Source organism: Azospirillum sp. TSH20 (assembly GCF_003115935.1).
Classification (GTDB): Bacteria; Pseudomonadota; Alphaproteobacteria; order Azospirillales; family Azospirillaceae; genus Azospirillum.
Genome location: NZ_LGQU01000002.1, coordinates 1 through 17,023, shown reverse-complemented (window position 1 = coordinate 17,023; position 17,023 = coordinate 1). Strand labels below are relative to the sequence as shown.

Annotated in this window: 17 protein-coding genes; 12 read left to right on the top strand and 5 right to left on the bottom strand. The window is 69.5% G+C overall.

The window, feature by feature from the left end:
• Positions 1-17: 17 nt before the first annotated feature.
• The 4 genes from TSH20_RS00950 to TSH20_RS00935 are packed head-to-tail and all read left to right on the top strand — an operon-like array spanning position 18 to position 4,835.
• Positions 18-1,586: an ABC transporter ATP-binding protein gene (locus TSH20_RS00950; protein ID WP_109072960.1), complete on the top strand. Its 1,569-nt coding sequence runs from the start codon at positions 18-20 to the stop codon at positions 1,584-1,586.
• The gene (locus TSH20_RS00945; RefSeq protein WP_109072959.1) at positions 1,576-2,625 is read left to right on the top strand and encodes an ABC transporter permease; all 1,050 of its coding nucleotides are present in this window, start codon (positions 1,576-1,578) and stop codon (positions 2,623-2,625) included. The genes TSH20_RS00950 and TSH20_RS00945 overlap by 11 nt, the downstream gene beginning before the upstream one ends.
• A 6-nt stretch (positions 2,626-2,631) precedes the next feature.
• Positions 2,632-3,555, top strand: coding sequence for an ABC transporter permease (locus TSH20_RS00940; protein WP_109072958.1), 924 nt, complete (start codon positions 2,632-2,634; stop codon positions 3,553-3,555).
• Complete coding sequence (locus tag TSH20_RS00935; RefSeq protein ID WP_109072957.1) at positions 3,555-4,835, top strand: amidohydrolase family protein; 1,281 nt, start codon at positions 3,555-3,557, stop codon at positions 4,833-4,835. Before TSH20_RS00940 ends, TSH20_RS00935 begins: the two co-directional genes overlap by 1 nt.
• 204 nt (positions 4,836-5,039) lie before the next feature.
• Here TSH20_RS00935 and hisC read toward each other — a convergent pair whose 3' ends face one another.
• Positions 5,040-6,131, bottom strand: a complete 1,092-nt coding sequence (gene hisC / locus TSH20_RS00925) for a histidinol-phosphate transaminase (protein WP_109072955.1) — start codon at positions 6,129-6,131, stop codon at positions 5,040-5,042.
• A gap of 135 nt (positions 6,132-6,266) precedes the next feature.
• Positions 6,267-7,163 carry a chorismate mutase gene (locus tag TSH20_RS00920; RefSeq protein ID WP_109072954.1) on the bottom strand — a complete coding sequence of 299 codons (897 nt, stop codon included), beginning with the start codon at positions 7,161-7,163 and terminating at the stop codon, positions 6,267-6,269.
• Positions 7,164-7,362: 199 nt separating this feature from the next.
• Between TSH20_RS00920 and TSH20_RS00915 the strand changes: the two genes are divergently transcribed.
• The 4 genes from TSH20_RS00915 (at position 7,363) to TSH20_RS00900 (ending at position 10,391) form a co-directional block, all read left to right on the top strand.
• Positions 7,363-8,592: a homoserine O-acetyltransferase gene (locus tag TSH20_RS00915; protein WP_109072953.1), complete on the top strand. Its 1,230-nt coding sequence runs from the start codon at positions 7,363-7,365 to the stop codon at positions 8,590-8,592.
• Positions 8,593-8,612: 20 nt separating this feature from the next.
• Complete coding sequence (gene metW / locus TSH20_RS00910; protein ID WP_109072952.1) at positions 8,613-9,224, top strand: methionine biosynthesis protein MetW; 612 nt, start codon at positions 8,613-8,615, stop codon at positions 9,222-9,224.
• Positions 9,225-9,300: 76 nt separating this feature from the next.
• A complete protein-coding gene (locus TSH20_RS00905; RefSeq protein WP_085083889.1) occupies positions 9,301-9,555 on the top strand; it encodes a DUF3072 domain-containing protein in 255 nt (84 codons plus the stop codon).
• A 257-nt stretch (positions 9,556-9,812) separates the two neighbouring features.
• Positions 9,813-10,391 carry a PRC-barrel domain-containing protein gene (locus TSH20_RS00900; RefSeq protein WP_109072951.1) on the top strand — a complete coding sequence of 193 codons (579 nt, stop codon included), beginning with the start codon at positions 9,813-9,815 and terminating at the stop codon, positions 10,389-10,391.
• Between the two features lie 21 nt (positions 10,392-10,412).
• On the opposite strand, the gene TSH20_RS00895 is transcribed toward TSH20_RS00900, so the two are convergent.
• On the bottom strand, positions 10,413-11,831 hold the full coding sequence (locus tag TSH20_RS00895; RefSeq protein ID WP_247871205.1) for an MFS transporter: 1,419 nt from the start codon (positions 11,829-11,831) through the stop codon (positions 10,413-10,415).
• 159 nt (positions 11,832-11,990) lie between these two features.
• On the opposite strand from TSH20_RS00895, the gene TSH20_RS00890 reads away from it, so the two are divergent.
• Both TSH20_RS00890 and TSH20_RS00885 read left to right on the top strand, forming a co-directional pair.
• A complete protein-coding gene (locus TSH20_RS00890; RefSeq protein ID WP_109072949.1) occupies positions 11,991-12,176 on the top strand; it encodes a hypothetical protein in 186 nt (61 codons plus the stop codon).
• Positions 12,177-12,179: 3 nt separating this feature from the next.
• A complete protein-coding gene (locus TSH20_RS00885) occupies positions 12,180-12,377 on the top strand; it encodes a hypothetical protein (protein ID WP_109072948.1) in 198 nt (65 codons plus the stop codon).
• A gap of 212 nt (positions 12,378-12,589) precedes the next feature.
• Here the strand turns inward: TSH20_RS00885 and cueR are convergent, their stop codons facing one another.
• Positions 12,590-12,976 (bottom strand): Cu(I)-responsive transcriptional regulator, encoded by a 387-nt coding sequence (cueR, locus tag TSH20_RS00880; RefSeq protein ID WP_109073033.1) that lies wholly within the window; start codon positions 12,974-12,976, stop codon positions 12,590-12,592.
• A gap of 11 nt (positions 12,977-12,987) precedes the next feature.
• On the bottom strand, positions 12,988-15,441 hold the full coding sequence (locus TSH20_RS00875; protein WP_109072947.1) for a heavy metal translocating P-type ATPase: 2,454 nt from the start codon (positions 15,439-15,441) through the stop codon (positions 12,988-12,990).
• Between the two features lie 161 nt (positions 15,442-15,602).
• Here TSH20_RS00875 and TSH20_RS00870 point away from each other — a divergent pair, with 161 nt between their 5' ends.
• Both TSH20_RS00870 and TSH20_RS00865 read left to right on the top strand, forming a co-directional pair.
• A complete protein-coding gene (locus TSH20_RS00870; RefSeq protein WP_109072946.1) occupies positions 15,603-16,163 on the top strand; it encodes a hypothetical protein in 561 nt (186 codons plus the stop codon).
• A gap of 73 nt (positions 16,164-16,236) precedes the next feature.
• The gene (locus TSH20_RS00865) at positions 16,237-16,881 is read left to right on the top strand and encodes a trimeric intracellular cation channel family protein (protein ID WP_109072945.1); all 645 of its coding nucleotides are present in this window, start codon (positions 16,237-16,239) and stop codon (positions 16,879-16,881) included.
• Positions 16,882-17,023: the final 142 nt, after the last annotated feature.

The window sequence follows — 17,023 nt, the reverse complement described above, 5'->3', positions numbered from 1 at the left end:
CGCCCGGCGTATCTGCAATGTCATCACCCGTGAAAGGCGGGCCGGAGGTCGTCCTCCGGCTCGCCGGCATTTCGAAGCGGTTTGGTCCGCTGCTCGCCAACGACGACATCTCGCTGACGCTGCGCGCCGGCGAGGTGCTGGCGCTGCTGGGCGAGAACGGGGCCGGCAAGACCACCCTGATGAACATCCTCTTCGGTCATTACGTCGCCGACGAGGGCACCATCGAGGCATTCGGCCGTCCCTTGCCGCCGGGTTCGCCCCGCGCCGCGCTGGAGGCCGGCATCGGCATGGTCCACCAGCATTTCACGCTGGCGGACAATCTGTCGGTGCTGGACAACATCGCCGTCGGCACCGAATCGCTGTGGCGCTGGCGCTCCGACCGGGGCGCCGCCCGCCGCCGCCTGCTCGACCTGTCGCAACGCTTCGGGCTGGAGGTCCGGCCGGACGCGCTGGTCGGCGACCTGTCGGTCGGCGAGCGCCAGCGGGTGGAAATTCTGAAGGCGCTCTACCGCGACGCCCGCATCCTGATCCTGGACGAGCCGACCGCGGTGCTGACGCCGCAGGAATCGGCGGGGCTGTTCGACACGCTGCGCCGGCTGACCGCCGATGGGCTCGCCGTCGTCTTCATCAGCCACAAGATGAACGAGGTCTTCGCCGCCAGCGACACCGTCGCCGTTCTGCGCGCGGGAAAGCTGGTCGCCACCCACGCCACCGCCTCCACCGACCGCGCCAAGCTGGCCGAGCTGATGGTCGGCCGCAGCGTCAAGCCGCCGGCCCCCACCCCGCTCAGCCCCGGCGAGCCGGTGCTGGAGCTGTCGGGCGTCACGGTCGCCTCCGGCCATGGCCGCCCGCTGCTGGACGGGGTGGACCTGACGGTGCGGCGCCATCAGGTGGTCGGCATCGCCGGCGTGTCCGGCAACGGCCAGACGGCGCTGGCTGAGCTGGTCAGCGGGTTGATCCGTCCGGATTCGGGCCGGCTGTCCTTGAAGGGCAGCGTGGTGGAGCATGGCGACCCCGCCGACATGGTCCGGCGCGGCGTCGCCCGCATCCCGGAGGATCGCCACAGCGCCGGTCTGGTCGGCGCCATGGCGGTGTGGGAGAACCTGATCGCCGAGCGCTATCACGATTCCGCCTTCTCCCGTTTCGGCGTGCTGCGGCGCGGGGCCGCAAGGGCCTACGCCCGCAAAGTGATCGAGGAGTTCGACGTCCGCTGCCCCGGCCCCGATGCCCGGACGCAGCTGCTGTCGGGCGGCAACATGCAGAAGCTGATCCTGGGCCGCACGCTGGCCCACGGGCCGGACCTGATCCTGGCGAGCCAGCCGACGCGCGGCCTCGACATCGGCGCGGTGTCCTACGTCCACAGCCGGCTGCTCGACGCCCGTGCCGCCGGAGCCGGCGTCCTGCTGATCTCCGAGGATCTGGACGAGATCCTGGCGCTCGCCGACTGCGTCACCGTCGCCTATCACGGGCGTCTCACCCCGCTTCTGCCGCATGACCGGGTGTCGGTCAGCCAACTCGGCCTGCTGATGGCCGGGCATTGGGACGTTTTGCGCGACATCCTGCCGGAGACAGTTAATGCGGCTTGAACCGCGCACCGATACCCCGCTCGCCCTGCGGCTGCTGGCCCCGGTGGGCGCCGTGGTCGCGGCGCTGGCGCTCTGCGCTTTGCTGGTCGCCTGGACCGGCGCCCCGGTGCTGCGCGCCTACGGCCTGCTGTTCGAGGGGGCGGTCGGTTCCCGCTTCGCCCTGACCGAGACGCTGACCCGCGCCACCCCGCTGATCCTGACCGGCCTCGCCGCCGCCGTCGCCTTTCGCGCCAAGCTGTGGAACATCGGAGCGGAGGGCCAGCTCTATATGGGCGCCCTGGCCGCCGTGGTGGTCGGCGGCGGCATGCTCGACCTGCCGGCCTGGGCGCTGATCCCCCTGGTGATGATCGCCGGCATGGCGGCAGGCGGCGTCACCCTGCTCGGTCCCGCCGTGCTGAAGGTCCGCTTCGGCGTCGACGAGGTGGTGACCACCCTGCTGCTGAATTTCGTCGTGCTTCTGCTGGTGTCGATGCTGCTGGAAGGGGCCTTGAAGGACCCGATGGGCATGGGCTGGCCGCAGTCGGCGCCGGTCGTGGAAGCGGCGGAGCTGCCCAAGCTGGTGGCGCGCACCCGGCTGCATGCCGGGTTCGCCATCGCGCTCGGCCTGTCGGTCCTGCTGTGGCTGGTCGATACCCGGACCATCTGGGGCTACGAGAACCGGGCGGTCGGCGCCAACCCGCGCGCCGCCGCCTTCGCCGGCATGCCGGTGACGCGGGTGATGCTGCGCACCGCCTTGCTGTCGGGTGGCCTCGCCGGGCTGGCCGGCGCCGCGGAGGTCTGCGGCCTGAAGGGCTACCTGACGCTCGACCTGTCGCCGGGCTTCGGCTACAGCGGCATCGTCGTCGCCATGCTGGCGCAGTTGCACCCCATCGGCGTGGTCGGGGCCGCGCTGTTCATCGCCGGCATCTTCGTCGGTGCCGACGCCATGAGCCGGGCCATGCCGGTTCCCAACTACATCGCCGACGTCCTGGTCGCCGCCAGCCTGCTGTGCATGCTGGTCGCCGGGCTGCTGGCGCGCTACCGGCTGCGGCGGGGGTAAGGGGTTATGGATTTCCTGTCGACCATCCTCGACATCCTGCTGTCCGCCGCCTTCTGGACCGCGGTGCTGCGCATCGCCACCCCCTATGTGCTGGGCACGCTGGGCGAACTCGTGTGCGAGCGGGCCGGCGTGCTGAATCTCGGCATCGAAGGCATCATGACGCTGGGCGCCATGGCCGGCTGGATGGCGGTCTACCAGGGAGCCGATCTGTGGACCGGCGTGCTGGCTGCTGCCGCCTGCGGCGCGCTGCTCGGCCTGCTGCATGCGGCGCTGGCCGTGCCGCTCGGGCTGTCGCAACATGTGACGGGCATCGGCGTGACCCTGCTCGGCACCAGCCTGTCCTATTTCGTCTACCGCCTCGTCCTGCCGCAGGCCAGCACCCCGCCGACCATCGAGCCGTTCCAGCCACTGGCCCTGCCCGGCGCCCTGGCCCAGACGCCGCTGACCTACCTCGCCTTTCTGCTCGTCGCGGTCGTCGCCTATGTCCTCTACCGCACGCCGGTCGGGCTGGCGGTGCGGATGGTCGGCGAGAATCCGGCCGCCGCCGAGGCGCAGGGGCTGAACGTCACCGCCATCCGCATCGGCGCGGTGGTGGCGGGCAGTGCGCTGATGGCGCTGGCCGGCGCCTTCCTGACCCTGTCGGCCTTCAACGCCTTCTTTTTCAACATGGTCAACGGCCGCGGCTGGATCTGCATCGCGCTGGTGGTCTTCGCCTCCTGGCGGCCGGGCAAGGCTCTGCTGGGCGCCATGCTGTTCGCGGTGTTCGATGCGCTGCAACTGCGGTTGCAGCAGGCGAGCGGCGGCGTCCTCCCCTACCAGCTGTTCCTGATGATGCCCTATCTGCTGAGCATCCTGGCGCTGGTTCTGGTGGCCCGCCGGGCCTCCTACCCGCGCGCCCTGATGATCCCGTACCGCAAAGGAGAACGCTGATGTTCGACCTGATCCTGCGCCGCGCCACCCTTCCGGATGGCCGCAGCGGCATCGACATCGGCATCCGGGGTGGCCGCATCGCCGCTGTGGAAGCCAATCTGGCTGGCGAGGCCGCCTCCGAAATCGACGCCACCGGCCGGCTGGTCACGCCGCCCTTCGTCGATTCCCATTTCCACATGGACAGCACGCTCAGCTACGGCCTGCCGCGCGTGAACCAGAGCGGCACCCTGCTGGAGGGCATCGCGCTGTGGGGCGAGCTGAAGCCGCAGCTGGTGCAGGACGCCATCGTCGAGCGGGCGCTCGCCTACTGCGACTGGGCGGTCGGGCGCGGGTTACTGGCGGTGCGCAGCCATGTCGACGTCTGCGATCCGCGCCTCCTGGCGGTCGAAGCGCTGCTGGACGTCAAGAAGCGCGTCTCCCCCTATCTCGACCTGCAGTTGGTCGCCTTCCCGCAGGACGGCGTCCTGCGCTCAGCCGGCACCGAGGAACTGCTGCGCCGCGCGCTGGACATGGGCGTCGACGTGGTCGGCGGCATCCCGCATTTCGAGCGCACCATGGCCGACGGCGCCGCGTCGGTCCGCCTGCTCTGCGAGATCGCGGCGGAGCGCGGGCTGCTGGTCGACATGCATTGCGACGAGAGCGACGACCCGCTGTCCCGCCATGTCGAGACGCTGGCCTACGAGACTCAGCGGCTGGGGCTGCACGGCCGGGTGACGGGGTCGCACCTGACTTCCATGCATTCCATGGATAATTACTATGTCTCCAAGCTGATCCCGCTGATGGCGGAGGCTCGGCTGGGAGTGATCGCCAACCCGTTGATCAACATCGTCCTCCAGGGTCGCCACGACACCTATCCCAAGCGCCGCGGCATGACCCGCGTGCCGGAGCTGATGGCCGCCGGGCTGACGGTCGCCTTCGGCCATGATTGCGTGATGGACCCCTGGTATCCGCTGGGCTCAGGCGACATGCTGGAGGTGGCGCATATGGGCCTGCATGTCGGGCAGATGACCGGCCAGGACGGCATCAAGGCCGCCTTCGACGCGGTGACGGTCAACCCGGCCCGCCTGCTGCATCTGGACGGCTACGGGTTGGAACCCGGCTGCAACGCCGATCTCGTGGTGCTCCAGGCTGGCAGTGCCGTGGAGGCGATCCGCACCCGCGCCGCCCGCCTGTTCGTCCTGCGCCGTGGCCGGATCGTCAGCCGCTGCGAGCCGGTGCAGGCGAAGCTCGACCTGCCGGGCCGGCCGCAAACGGTCGATTTCCTGCTGAACCGGGGGTGAGGCGTAGAAATAGGCCCTCTCCCGTCCCGGGAGAGGGAGGGGACCCGCGCCGAAGGCGTGGGGAGGGTGAGGGGTGATCCAAGAATCCTGAAGCGCTTGGCCCCGAAGCGCATGGCTTCGTGCCCAATCCCTCACCCTTCCCAAGCTTCGCTTGGGCCCCTTCCCTCTCCCGGGGCGGGAGAGGGAGATTTACGCCGCACTCTGTTACGCCTTCAAAAAGTCTCGCAGCGCGTCGGCCACCGTGCGCATTTCCTGTTCGGTGCCGATGGTGACGCGCAGGCAGCTCGGCAGGCCGTAGGACGGCATCTGGCGGACCAGGATGCCGCGGGCCTTCAGGAACTGGCGCGCGGCCTCGGCGTCGTCCTTGCCGGCGGGCTGGCCCTTGAAATCGACCAGGACGAAGTTGGTGACGCTGGGATGCACCGTCAGGCCCAACTCCCGCACGGTGGCGGAAAACCACTCGCGCCACTGCTCATTGTGGCGGCGGGAGCGGTCGAGGAACTCGGCGTCCTCCACCGCGGCGATGCCGGCGACATGGGCGGCGGTCGACACGTTGAAGGGACCGCGCACGCGGTTCAGCACGTCGACGATCCCGGCCGGGCCATAGCACCAGCCGATGCGCAGCGAGCCCAGCGCGAAGATCTTCGAGAAGGTGCGGGTCATCACCACGTTCGGGAACTTCTCCACCAATTCCTCCCCGGCGGTGTAGTCGTCCTTGTTCATGTATTCGGCATAAGCCGCGTCGATGACCAGGATGACGTCGGAGGGCAGGCCGGCATGCAGCCGCGCCACCTCCGATGCGGGCAGATAGGTACCTGTCGGGTTGTTCGGGTTGGCGAGGAAGACCAGACGGGTGCGCGGGGTGACGCGGGCAAGCAGGTTGTCGACGCTGGCGGTCAGCCCGTCCTCGGGCGCGGTAACCGGGGTGGCGCCCACCGACTTGGCGCCGATCGGGTACATCAGGAAGCCGTACTGCGAATACAGCACCTCGTCGCCCGGCCCGGCATAGGAGCGGATCAGCAGGCTGATGATCTCGTCGGACCCGGCGCCGCAAACGATGCGGTCGGCATCCAGGTTGAAGCGCTTGGCGATGGCGCCGCGCAGGGCCGCCGAGGCGCCGTCCGGATAGCGATGCAGGGTGGACGCCGCCGCCGTATAGGCCTCCATCGCCTTCGGGCTCGGTCCCAGCGCCCCTTCGTTGGAGGCGAGACGGATATGACCCTGATGCTCGCCGCCGACATAGGCGGCGATGTCGAGAATCCCCGGACGCGGCTGCGGGCCGTTCGGCTGGGTCATGGTCTGCTTACCTTCCGACAGAGTGGGATGGGTTGGAACAGGATGGAACAGAACCAGCGCTGGTGTTCCATCGCAGGAAATGGGGAGGCAGGATAAGGCAGGAGCCGCCCCGGCGGCTCGCCCCAAAAGCGCGCATCAGCCCAGATGCAGCGGCACGGCATAGCCGCCGACGACGTTGACCCGCACCGGGATGTCGCCCGACCGTTCCAGCAGCTTGGCGAGGCGGGGGTCGGCCTGCCCGACGAAGTCGGCGATCTCGACCAGATGGACCGACGGGCCGCCGCCGCTCATCCCGGTGGCATGGCCGGCCGGGTGCCAGGTGCAGAAACCGACCGGCGGCAGGCCGCAGGCCTCCAGCAGATCCTTCAGCCGGCCGCGGCTGAGGTCGCCGCCGATCTCGATGCTCAGCAGCGTGCGGTCGTCGCCGGTCGGCTCGTGCGGGACGGCGGCGATGGCCAGCGCGTCGCGATTCTCGCCGCGGGCATTGCCGCGCCCGCCGAAGGGCAGGCGCGCCACCACCTGCGGCCGGCCGGCGTCGGCCGACACCAGGAAGCGCCACCAGGGATCCGAATCGTCCTCGGCCGGATAGGGCACCACGGCGACGGTCGCGGTCCCTTCCGACACGGCGCGGAGCGCGGCGGCCGGAGTGTTGACGGCGGTCATCGGCACGAATCCACCGAAATGGTCGCGGGCGACGTCCCAGAATCCGCGGCGGTCCTCCGGCGCATAGACGGCGACGGCGAAGGGTCCCTGCATGCGGGTGAAGGCGGTGATCATCTCCCGCCAGATGCGCACGACGACCTGGGCGGGGAAGGAGCCGGCATGGCGGGCCATCAGGCGGCGCAGGATCGTCGCCTCCCGCGCCGGGCGCAGAATGATCGGCTGCGTGCCGTTTTCGGCCGCGCCATTGCCCTTCGCCGCCCCGATGCGTTCCACCACGGCGGCGCGGCGCATCAGCAGGTCATGGATCGCGTCGTCGATCTGGTCGATCTCGCGGCGCAAATCGTCTAGCGGGGTCCGGGCGGCGGCCATGGGTCAGAAAACCATCGAATGCAAAGCCGGTTAGTAGTAGTCCGCATGCGCCCTGAAATCAAAGAAAACATTGACACTCTTGAGGCCGGCTTCGTAGCTATACCCTCCCGTTCCGCCACAGCTCTCTGACGGTCTCCGCCAAGGCGCCGCGAGGCTGGAAATCCCGAAGGCCAGAACCGCTTTCAAGGCACGAAACGACATGTCCGCGCCCACCTCCGCGCCGCAATCTCCCCTGGTCACCCCGGCCGCCGACAGTGCGGCCCCCAATGACCAAGTCATGCCGGGCAAGCGCGTGCGTCTGGCGGTGGACCAGCCGATGCGGCTGGACAGCGGGGTGGAGATCGGCGGCTTCCAGATCGCCTACCAGACCTACGGCACGCTGAACGCCGACAAATCCAACGCCATCATGATCTGCCACGCGCTGACCGGCGACCATTTCGTGGTGGAGAAGCATCCCGTCACCGGCAAGCCCGGCTGGTGGGAAATGCTGGTCGGCCCCGGCAAGCCGGTGGACACCGACCGCTATTTCGTCATCTGCTCCAACGTGCTGGGCGGCTGCCTGGGCAGCACCGGGCCGAAGGACATCGACCCGGCCACCGGCCAGCCCTATGGCCTGTCCTTCCCGGTGGTGACCATCGGCGACATGGTGCGGGCGCAGAAGCTGCTGGTCGAGCATCTCGGCATCGACAAGCTGTTCTGCGTCGTCGGCGGCTCGATGGGCGGGATGCAGGTTCTGCAATGGGCGGTGGCCTATCCCGAATCGGTGTTCGCCGCGGTGCCCATCGCCACCGCCGCCCGCCATTCGGCGCAGAACATCGCCTTCCACGAGGTCGGGCGCCAGGCGATCATGGCCGACCCGAACTGGCGCGGCGGCAACTATCTGCTGGAAGGCACCAAGCCGGAGGCCGGTCTGGCCGTCGCCCGCATGGCCGCCCACATCACCTACCTGTCGGAAGCGGCGCTGCACCGCAAGTTCGGCCGCAACCTGCAGGACCGCAAGGCGGTCACCTACGGCTTCGACGCCGATTTCCAGGTGGAAAGCTATCTGCGCTACCAGGGGGCGGCCTTCGTCGAGCGGTTCGACGCCAACTCCTACCTCTACATCACGCGGGCGATGGATTATTTCGACCTCGCCGCCGATGCCGGGGGCACGCTGGCCAACGCCTTCCGGCCGGGGGGCAAGACGACGCCGGTGCGCTTCTGCCTTGCCAGCTTCTCCAGCGACTGGCTGTTCCCGACCTCGGAATCGCGGGCCATCGTGCATGCGCTGAACGCCGTCGCCGCCAATGTCAGCTTCGTGGAGATCGAGACCGACAAGGGCCACGACGCCTTCCTGCTGGACGAGCCGGAGTTCCATCAGGTCATCCACGGCTTCCTGGAGGGCTGCGCCGAGCATCGCGGCCTGTCCGCCCGCCGCCGCGCGCGCTGATTGGGACAGAACGACCGACCATGGTGGACATTCGCGACGACCTGAAGCTGATCGCCGAGATGGTGGAGCCGAACAGCCGCGTGCTGGACGTCGGCTGCGGCGACGGTGCCCTGCTGGACTATCTGACCCATGCCAAGAACGTCGACGGGCGCGGCATCGAACTCAGCATGGACGGCGTGCGGCAATGCGTGGCGCACGGCCTGTCGGTGATCCAGGGCGATGCCGAGACCGACCTGAAGGACTATCCCGCCGGCGCCTTCGACTACGTCATCCTGGGCCAGACCCTGCAGGCGATGCGGCAGCCGCGCGACGTGCTGCAGATGATGTGCCGCATCGGCCGCCGCGCCATCGTGTCCGTCCCGAATTTCGGCTATTGGCGGGTGCGGTTGCAGCTGATGCTGACCGGCCGCATGCCGGTGACGGAAAAGCTGGGCTACCAGTGGTGGGAAACGCCCAACATCCATTTCTGCACGCTGCGCGACTTCGTCGTGCTGACGGAAGAGATGGGCATCACCATCGAGCAGACCCGCATCATCGACCGCGCCGGCCGGGTGACCAGCCATGCCCATTCCGGCCTCGCCAACCTGCTGGGCGAACAGGGCGTCTTCCTGCTGCGCGGCAACGGCGGGTGACGGTTTTCCGGTGAGGGCGGGAACTTCCCGCCTCCTAGCCTGTTCTTGATACGTTCCTTTTTAAGAGGCACGGATCATGACCAGCAAGCACACCGACGACCGCCGGACCCATTCCGAGCACGAGAACCCGAAGACCGGCGAGGACCACTCCAACCGCGACAAGAACCCCGACGACTGGACCACCGGCGACGAGCCGATGACCGGCGCCCAGGCGTCCTACCTGAAGACGCTGAGCGAGGAAGCCGGCGAGTCCTTCGACGACGGGCTGTCCAAGGCGGAAGCGTCGAAGCGGATCGACGCACTGCAGGACAAGACCGGGCGCGGGAAGTAAGGGGGTAGGGATATGCGCACTCTCCCGCCCCGGGAGAGGGAGGGGACCCGCGAAGCGGGGAGGGTGAGGGGTGATCCAAGAATCCTGAAGCGCATGGTTCCTTGTATAACCCCTCACCCTTCCCACCGCTTTGCGGTGGGCCCCTTCCCTCTCCCGGGACGGGAGAGGGAGTCATATGCAAAACCCCGCCGGCAACCCCTGGGCATGTTCCGCTGTTAATCAGGGCGATACCGAATCCGAACGGAAGGGTCGCCCTTATGCTCCGCCCCCTGTTGCTCCTGCCGGCCGCGGCGCTGCTGCTGACCGGCACCGCCATTGCCCAGACCACACCGGCACCGGGCGCCACCGCCTCGCCGCCGCTGATGACCGCGCCGCGGCCGGACGACCAGCCGGCGACCGGAGCGATCACCTCCCCGCCGGGGGTCAGCGGCGAGGCTCCCTCTCACGAGGTGCAGAACCCCGCGCCACCGGTAACCGGTGGACAGGGCTCGTCGCCGCCGGTGGCGGCCCTGCCGCCGGCCGCGCTCAACCCCGATCAGGCGCGGGCGATGGTGGGGAATGAGTTGCGCACCAATGACGGCCAGCCGGCCGGCCGCATCCTCGACTTCACCATGGACCAGACCGGCGACCGGGTGGATCGCATCGTCGTGGCACCGAACGAGGTGCTGGGGCTGGGCGAGAAGCTGGTGGCGCTTCCGGCCGACATGCTGGGCAATGGTCCGAGCGGGCCGGTGCTGAACATCGGACAGGCGGATTTCGCCAAGGCGCCGACCTTCGCCTACGGCGACGAGCCGACGCTGACCCGGCCCGAAAGCCAGCAGCCCGACAAGCAATAGACCGGTCAGGCAACAAGCCGGTCAGGCGGCGGCCGGGCGGCGGCGGAAGATGCCGGTCAGGCAGGCGACGAGGCACAGACCGGCGCCCAGCCACAGCACCACGACGCTGCCGTCCGCCTTGCCGATGGCGGTGAAGACCAGACCGACGGTGGCGGCGCCCAGCGTCTGGCCCAGCAGGCGACCGGTCGCCTGGATGCCGCTGGCACCGCCGCTGCGCTCCTTCGGCGCGCTGCTGACGAGCACCTTGTTGTTCGGGGTCTGGAACAGGCCGAAGCCGAAGCCGGCCAGCGCCATCCGCCAGACCATATCCAACGTCGACGGATCGGGCGGCAACAGCGCCATCAGGGCAAGGCCGGTGGCGAACAGCGCCAGCCCGGCCGCCGCCAGCCGCGTCGGCTCGTAACGGTCGGCCAGCCGGCCGGAAATCGGGGCGACCAACGCCACCACCAGCGGCCAGGGCGTCATCAACAGACCAGATTCGGCCAGCGAGCGGTGCAGCACGTCCTCGAAAAAGAAGGGCATGGCGACGAACACGATGTTCTGCGACGCGAAGGAGCAGACCGAGGTCACCACCGACAGGGCGAAGACCGGCCGGCGCAGCAGATCCACCGGCAGCAAGGGGGCGGCCTGCGCCAGTTCGCGCCGCACCAGCGTCGCGCCGAGCGCCAGGGCCGCCGCCAGTTCCACCCCGACCTGCCAAATGGGCTGGCTGCCGTCCACCCCCTTGAAGCCGACGATCAGCAGGCCGAGCGTGGCGGCGTTCAGCGCCGCGCTCAGCCAGTCGAAGCGGTGCCCGGCCGGGTTGGACACCGGCATCGACCGCGCCGCCACCGCCAGCGCCGCCAGCCCCAGCGGCACATTGACCGCGAACAGCCAGGGCCAGGAGGCCACCGACAGGATCAGCGCCGCAAGGCTCGGTCCCGCCGCCGAGGACACCGCGACGATCATCGCGTTGTAGCCGACGCCGCGCCCGAGATGGGTGGAGGGGTAGATGTGGCGGACCAGCGCCAGATTGACGCTCATGATCCCGGCGCCGCCGATGCCCTGCAACACGCGGGCGGCGGTGAGAACCGGCAGGTTCGGCGACAGCGCGCAGGCGAGCGAGGCCGCGGTGAAGACCGCCAGACCAAACCAGTAGACCTTGCGGTAGCCGATGATGTCGCCCAGCGAGGCCAGCGGGAAGAGCGCGACGGTGACCGCCAGCTGATAGGCGTTGACCACCCAGATGGCACCGGCGGCATCGACCGCGAACTCGCGCTGGATCGTCGGCAGGGCGATGTTTGCGACCACCCCGTCCAGCACCGCCATGATCAGCGCGACGGTCATCGCCGCCATCGCCCAATAGCGCTGCGGGGTCGGCAGCCCGTCCGACGCCGCGACGGGCGGCTGGCGAACGGCGGATGCTGCGGAGGCGAGAGACTGGACGGGAAGATCTGGCATGGGGATCAGCATAGAGTCCGATCCACTCTGTGCGGTCGCAGCAATTTCGCATGAAAGCATTGCGACAGCCGAGCGCAGGGCTGGGTCTCTATCCAACCGGAACCCCTCCCCCGCCCTCCTGTTGGAAGAAAACGCGAGCCAACAGCAAGGAGCGCCACCATGACCAAGCACATCCCGCCCGTCCCGCCCGAGGGCCGCAGCGACAAGGGTCCCGGCGAACCGGCGACCAGCGCGACCCCCGACGACGGCGTCAGCAACCGCGGCGCCCCGAACACCAAGGAACAGGGCCAGCAGGGCAACACCCGGCAGAACACCACCCACCAGGGCTATCAGCAGGATCGGTGAGGCATGAGCAAGCATAGTGACGCGACCGACCGCCACCATGGCGGCCCCGGCAGCAGCCAGCAGAACGCCGACAAGCCGGCGGCCAGTCCGGAAAAGCACCCGCATCCGGGCGAACCCACCAACACCCGCCACTCCGGCAGCTCCAGCGGCGGCGGCGAACGCGACCTCCACCACACGCACGACCCGAAGACGAAGCGGTAGGGGCGTTGTAGCGCCCTCTCCCGTCCCTCCCTTCCAACCCCGGGATCTCCCCCTCTCCCCCCCGGGGAGAGGGTCGGGGTGAGGGGGATGCATGGGGTGGAGTCACTCGGAGACGGAAGTGCGCGGCTTTTGAAAATCCTCGCCGCGCTCCCCCCTCACCCTAACCCTCTCCCCGGGGGGGAGAGGGGACAACGTGCGTGGGAGAGTTCACTTCACGACGCCAAATCCTTCAAGATCGGGCAGTCCGGGCGGTGGTCGCCGTGGCAGGCGTCGGCAAGCTCGTGCAGGGTGTCGCGCATCGCCTGCAACTCGGAGATCTTCGCCTCCAGCTCGTCGATGTGCTGCATGGCGATCCGCTTCACCTCCGAACTGCAGCGGGAGCGGTCCTGCCACAGCCCGACCAGCTTCTGGATCCGTTCGATCCCGAAGCCCAGCGTCCGCGCCCGCTTGACGAAGCGCAGCACATTCACGTCGCGGTCGCTGTAGACGCGATAGCCCGACGCCGTCCGCCCGGCCTCCGGAATCAAACCGATGGATTCGTAATAGCGGATCAGCTTGGCGTTGACGCCCGACGCCTTGGCGGCGTCGCCGATGGTCATGCCGTCCTTCATCATGCGTCTCCGTTCTTCGGCGGAGCCCAGCCGCGCAGGGTCAGGGCGTTCACCACCACGCTGACCGAACTGAGCGCCATCGCCGCTCCCGCCAGCACCGGGCTGAGATTGCCCGACGCCGCCAGCGGAATGCCGACCACGTTGTAGGCGAAGGCCCAGAACAGCCCCTGCCGGATCTTCGAATAGGTCCGGCGCGACACGTCGATGGACCCGGCGACCAGACGCGGATCGCCGCGCATCAGGGTGACGCCGGCGCTGTGCATCGCCACGTCGGTGCCGGTCGCCATGGCGATGCCGACATCGGCGGCGGCCAGCGCCGGTGCGTCGTTGATGCCGTCGCCGACCATGCCGACGACCTTGCCCTCCCCCTTCAGCGTCGCGACGACGGCAGCCTTGTCGCCGGGCAGCACCTCGGCGAACACCCGCTCGATGCCCAGCGCTGCGGCGACGGAGCGGGCGGCGCCCTGGCCGTCACCGGTCACCATCACCGGCTCCACCCCCTGCGCCTTCAACGAGGCGACGGCGGTGATCGCGCTGTCCTTCACCGTATCGCCGAAGGCGACGAGTCCGAGCAGATGCGGCGTCTCCCCGAGTTCGATCAGCCAGGACAGGGTGCGGCCGGTCGCCGCCAGCGCCTCGGCCGGTTCGGCCAGCGGACCCGGCTGCAGGCCGGCCTCTTCCACCGCACGGGCGTTGCCGAGTTGCAGGCGGCGCCCCGCCACCGTGCCGGAAACGCCACGGCCGGCCAGAGCACGGAAGTCCGTGACCGCCTCCGCCGCCATGCCCGCCGCCTTGGCGCGGTCGCGCAGCGCATGGGCGAGCGGATGCTCGCTGCCGGCCTGGAGCGCGGCGGCGAGGCGGAGCAGGGTCTCGCCATCGGTATCCTCGGCGGGGATCAGGTCGGTGACGCGGGGCTTGCCCTCCGTCAGCGTGCCGGTCTTGTCGAAGGCGACGGCGGTCAGGGCATGGGCGCGCTCCAGCGCCTCGGCGTCCTTGATGAGGATGCCGTGGCGGGCGGCGACGCCGGTGCCGACCATGATGGCGGTCGGCGTCGCCAGACCCAACGCACAGGGGCAGGCGATGACCAGAACCGAAACGGCGGCGACGATGGCCACCTCCAGGTCGCCGCCGACGATCCACCAGCCGATGAGCGTCAGCGCCGCCACCGCCAGCACCGCCGGGACGAAGACCGCGCTGACCCGGTCGACCAGCCGCTGGATCGGCGCCTTCGACGCCTGGGCGCCCTCCACCATGCGGACGATCTGCGCCAGCATGGTTTCGGTGCCGACTGCCGTGGTCTCCACCACCAGCAGGCCGTCGCCGTTGATCGAACCGCCGGTGACGCGGGCGCCCGGCTCCTTGTCCACCGGCAGGCTCTCGCCGGTCAGCATCGATTCGTCGACGCCGCCGCTGCCCTCGACCACCCGGCCGTCGACCGGCACCCGCTCGCCGGGGCGGACCACCACATGGTCGCCGACATGGACACGCTCCACCGGCACCTCGGTCTCCACCCCGTCGCGGCGCAGGCGGGCGGTGGCCGGGCGCAAATCCATCAGCGCGCGGATCGCCGCCGCGGTCTGGCCCTTGGCCCGCGCCTCCAGCCATTTGCCGAACAGCACGAAGGTGATGAGGACCGAGGAGGCTTCGAAATAGAGGTGCGGCTCGTGCCCGTCATGCGCGGTCAGCATCAGGTAGAGGCTGAGCCCCCAGGCCGCCGAGGTGCCGAGCGCCACCAGCAAATCCATGTTGCCGGCCCCTGCCCGCACCGCGTTCCAGCCGGCGCGGTAGAAGCGGGCGCCGAGCCAGAACTGCACGATGCTGGCGAGGATCAGCTGGACCCAGCCCGGCAGCATCCAGTCCGCCCCGAACAGGTCGCCGACCATGCCGGCCAGCAGCGGCAGCGACAGAGCCGCGGCGATCAATACATGGTGCAGCTCGCGCCGGCTGCGGTCGGCCCGCGCCTCCTCCTCCGCCTGTTCGCCGCCCTGGCCGACGGGAGCGGCGCCATAGCCGACCTTCTCCACCGCCGCGATCAGATCGGCAGTGTCGACGCTGCCGGCGAAGGCGACGACATGGGCGCGCTCGGTCGCCAGATTGACCGAAGCCGACTCCACGCCCGGAAGCCGGCTCAGCGCCTTCTCCACCCGGCCGGAACAGGAGGCGCAGGTCATGCCGGTGACCGACAGGTCGAACTCCCGCTTCTCGGCATGGTAGCCGGCGGCCTCGACCGCGTCCGCCGCGGCCTTGACGTCCAGCGGACCGGCGAAGGTCAGGCGCGCCCGCTCCGTCGCCAGATTGACCGAGACGGCGGTGACGCCCGGCACCCGGCCCAGCGCCTTCTCCACCCGGCGGACGCAGGAGGCGCAGGTCATGCCCGATACGCCGAGGTCGAGTTCGGCCGGGGCACCGACGGGGGCCGTCGTTGGGCTGATGCTGTGCTGGGTCGTGGTCATGCCGGTTCTCCTTCGATTCCGCTCGGCATGGAGTGATATGGGGCTTCCAGTCATTGGAAGGTCAAGGGCCCAATCGACGCATAGTCGTGCCCCATGAACAAAACAGCCGACGGGGCGTTCGTGTCCTGACCGTCAGCCACCAGCAGAAAGGGACCGCCCCCTTGACCCGCCTGACCATCGCCGAGGCGCAGAGCCGCGTTTCCCATATGCTGACCCATGACGTGGTCGAAGATCTGCGTGCCGTGGAGTATGAGACGCCGCCGCTGGCCGATGCCCCGTCCGCCACGCCATTGGCCGAATTGCGGCGGGCGGAGGTCAGCTTCAGCCACGCCCCCGGCTCGCCCGACTGCCTGTACCGCATCGGCGCCTTCGGCGATTCGCTGCTGATGCGGCTTCAGCTGAATGTCTGGCGGTTCGTCGCCATCTATCAGGTGCCGGTGAAGGACCCGATCGACAGCAACACCATCGCCCCGCATTTCGAACGCTGGGCCATCGGCGCCGGCCATGCCGGCTGGACCATCGGCTGGCGCGACGGCGTCGATCCCTGGGACCATGACCTGCGGGTGGTGGAGACCTATTGCTATGCCATGCTGCCGGAAGGCTTCCTGGACGAACCGCTGACCCAGCTCTATTGGCGCACGGACCTGCTGCAGATGACCCGCGCCTTCATGCTGGAAGCGCGCCGGATGGGCATCCGGCTGTCAGCGCCCGACACGGTGTAGCGGAGGTTTCGCTTGGCGCGGTGGGGGCGGCTGTGCTCAATCGGTGGGCAGACGTTCTCAGCAGAGCCCGACCATGCCGCCGCTTCCCATTCCGATGCCGACCGACCTCTCCGCCCTACTGACGGTGATGGATTTCATCGGCGTGTTCGTCTTCGGGCTCAGCGGCGGCACGCTGGCGGTGCGCAAGCGGCTGGACCTGTTCGGGGTGATGGTGCTGTCGCTGGCGGCGGCGCTGGCGGGCGGCGTGGTCCGCGACCTGCTGATCGGCGCGCTGCCGCCGGCCAGCCTACAGGACGACCGCTATCTGATGGTGGCGCTCGCCGCCGGGATGGCCGCCTTCCTGTTCCACGGCCCGATCAACCGGCTGGGCAAGCCGGTGATGGTGCTGGATGCCGCCGGGCTCGGGCTGTTCACCGTCGCCGGCTGCGGCAAGGCGCTGGCCTATGGCCTCAGCCCGCTGCCGGCCGCCCTCTTGGGCGTGATGACCGCCTGCGGCGGCGGGGCGGTGCGCGACCTGCTGGTCGCCGAGGTGCCGCGGGTGCTGCGCGAGGAGATCTATGCCATGGCCTCGCTGCTGGGGGCCGCGGTGGTGATCGCCGGCAATCGTCTGGATCTGCCGCCGGTGCCGGTCGCGGTGGCCGGCGCGCTCGCCGTGTTCGTGCTGCGCGTCGTCAGCGTTCTGCGCAACTGGAGCGCGCCGCGGGCGCCGGGGAGTTGAGGGGCCCTCTTCCCCCGGATCGCCCGCTCTCCCCCGGGGAGAGGGAGGGGACCCGCCGCAAAGCGGTGGGGAGGGTGAGGGGGATGCGTGGCGGGACTTTTGGGAAGGCACGCGATGCATCCCCCCCCCCCCCACCCCCCCC

What these genes read in the sequence shown, in the direction of transcription:
- TSH20_RS00865 (WP_109072945.1), top strand. Translation starts at nt 16,237, where the DNA reads ATGCCGCCGCTTCCCATTCCGATGCCGACCGACCTCTCCGCCCTACTG.
- metW (WP_109072952.1), top strand. Translation starts at nt 8,613, where the DNA reads ATGGTGGACATTCGCGACGACCTGAAGCTGATCGCCGAGATGGTGGAG.
- TSH20_RS00875 (WP_109072947.1), bottom strand. Translation starts at nt 15,441, where the DNA reads ATGACCACGACCCAGCACAGCATCAGCCCAACGACGGCCCCCGTCGGT.
- TSH20_RS00950 (WP_109072960.1), top strand. Translation starts at nt 18, where the DNA reads ATGTCATCACCCGTGAAAGGCGGGCCGGAGGTCGTCCTCCGGCTCGCC.
- TSH20_RS00885 (WP_109072948.1), top strand. Translation starts at nt 12,180, where the DNA reads ATGAGCAAGCATAGTGACGCGACCGACCGCCACCATGGCGGCCCCGGC.
- TSH20_RS00895 (WP_247871205.1), bottom strand. Translation starts at nt 11,831, where the DNA reads ATGCCAGATCTTCCCGTCCAGTCTCTCGCCTCCGCAGCATCCGCCGTT.
- TSH20_RS00915 (WP_109072953.1), top strand. Translation starts at nt 7,363, where the DNA reads ATGTCCGCGCCCACCTCCGCGCCGCAATCTCCCCTGGTCACCCCGGCC.
- TSH20_RS00905 (WP_085083889.1), top strand. Translation starts at nt 9,301, where the DNA reads ATGACCAGCAAGCACACCGACGACCGCCGGACCCATTCCGAGCACGAG.
- TSH20_RS00935 (WP_109072957.1), top strand. Translation starts at nt 3,555, where the DNA reads ATGTTCGACCTGATCCTGCGCCGCGCCACCCTTCCGGATGGCCGCAGC.
- TSH20_RS00900 (WP_109072951.1), top strand. Translation starts at nt 9,813, where the DNA reads ATGCTCCGCCCCCTGTTGCTCCTGCCGGCCGCGGCGCTGCTGCTGACC.
- TSH20_RS00945 (WP_109072959.1), top strand. Translation starts at nt 1,576, where the DNA reads ATGCGGCTTGAACCGCGCACCGATACCCCGCTCGCCCTGCGGCTGCTG.
- cueR (WP_109073033.1), bottom strand. Translation starts at nt 12,976, where the DNA reads ATGACCATCGGCGACGCCGCCAAGGCGTCGGGCGTCAACGCCAAGCTG.
- TSH20_RS00890 (WP_109072949.1), top strand. Translation starts at nt 11,991, where the DNA reads ATGACCAAGCACATCCCGCCCGTCCCGCCCGAGGGCCGCAGCGACAAG.
- hisC (WP_109072955.1), bottom strand. Translation starts at nt 6,131, where the DNA reads ATGACCCAGCCGAACGGCCCGCAGCCGCGTCCGGGGATTCTCGACATC.
- TSH20_RS00940 (WP_109072958.1), top strand. Translation starts at nt 2,632, where the DNA reads ATGGATTTCCTGTCGACCATCCTCGACATCCTGCTGTCCGCCGCCTTC.
- TSH20_RS00920 (WP_109072954.1), bottom strand. Translation starts at nt 7,163, where the DNA reads ATGGCCGCCGCCCGGACCCCGCTAGACGATTTGCGCCGCGAGATCGAC.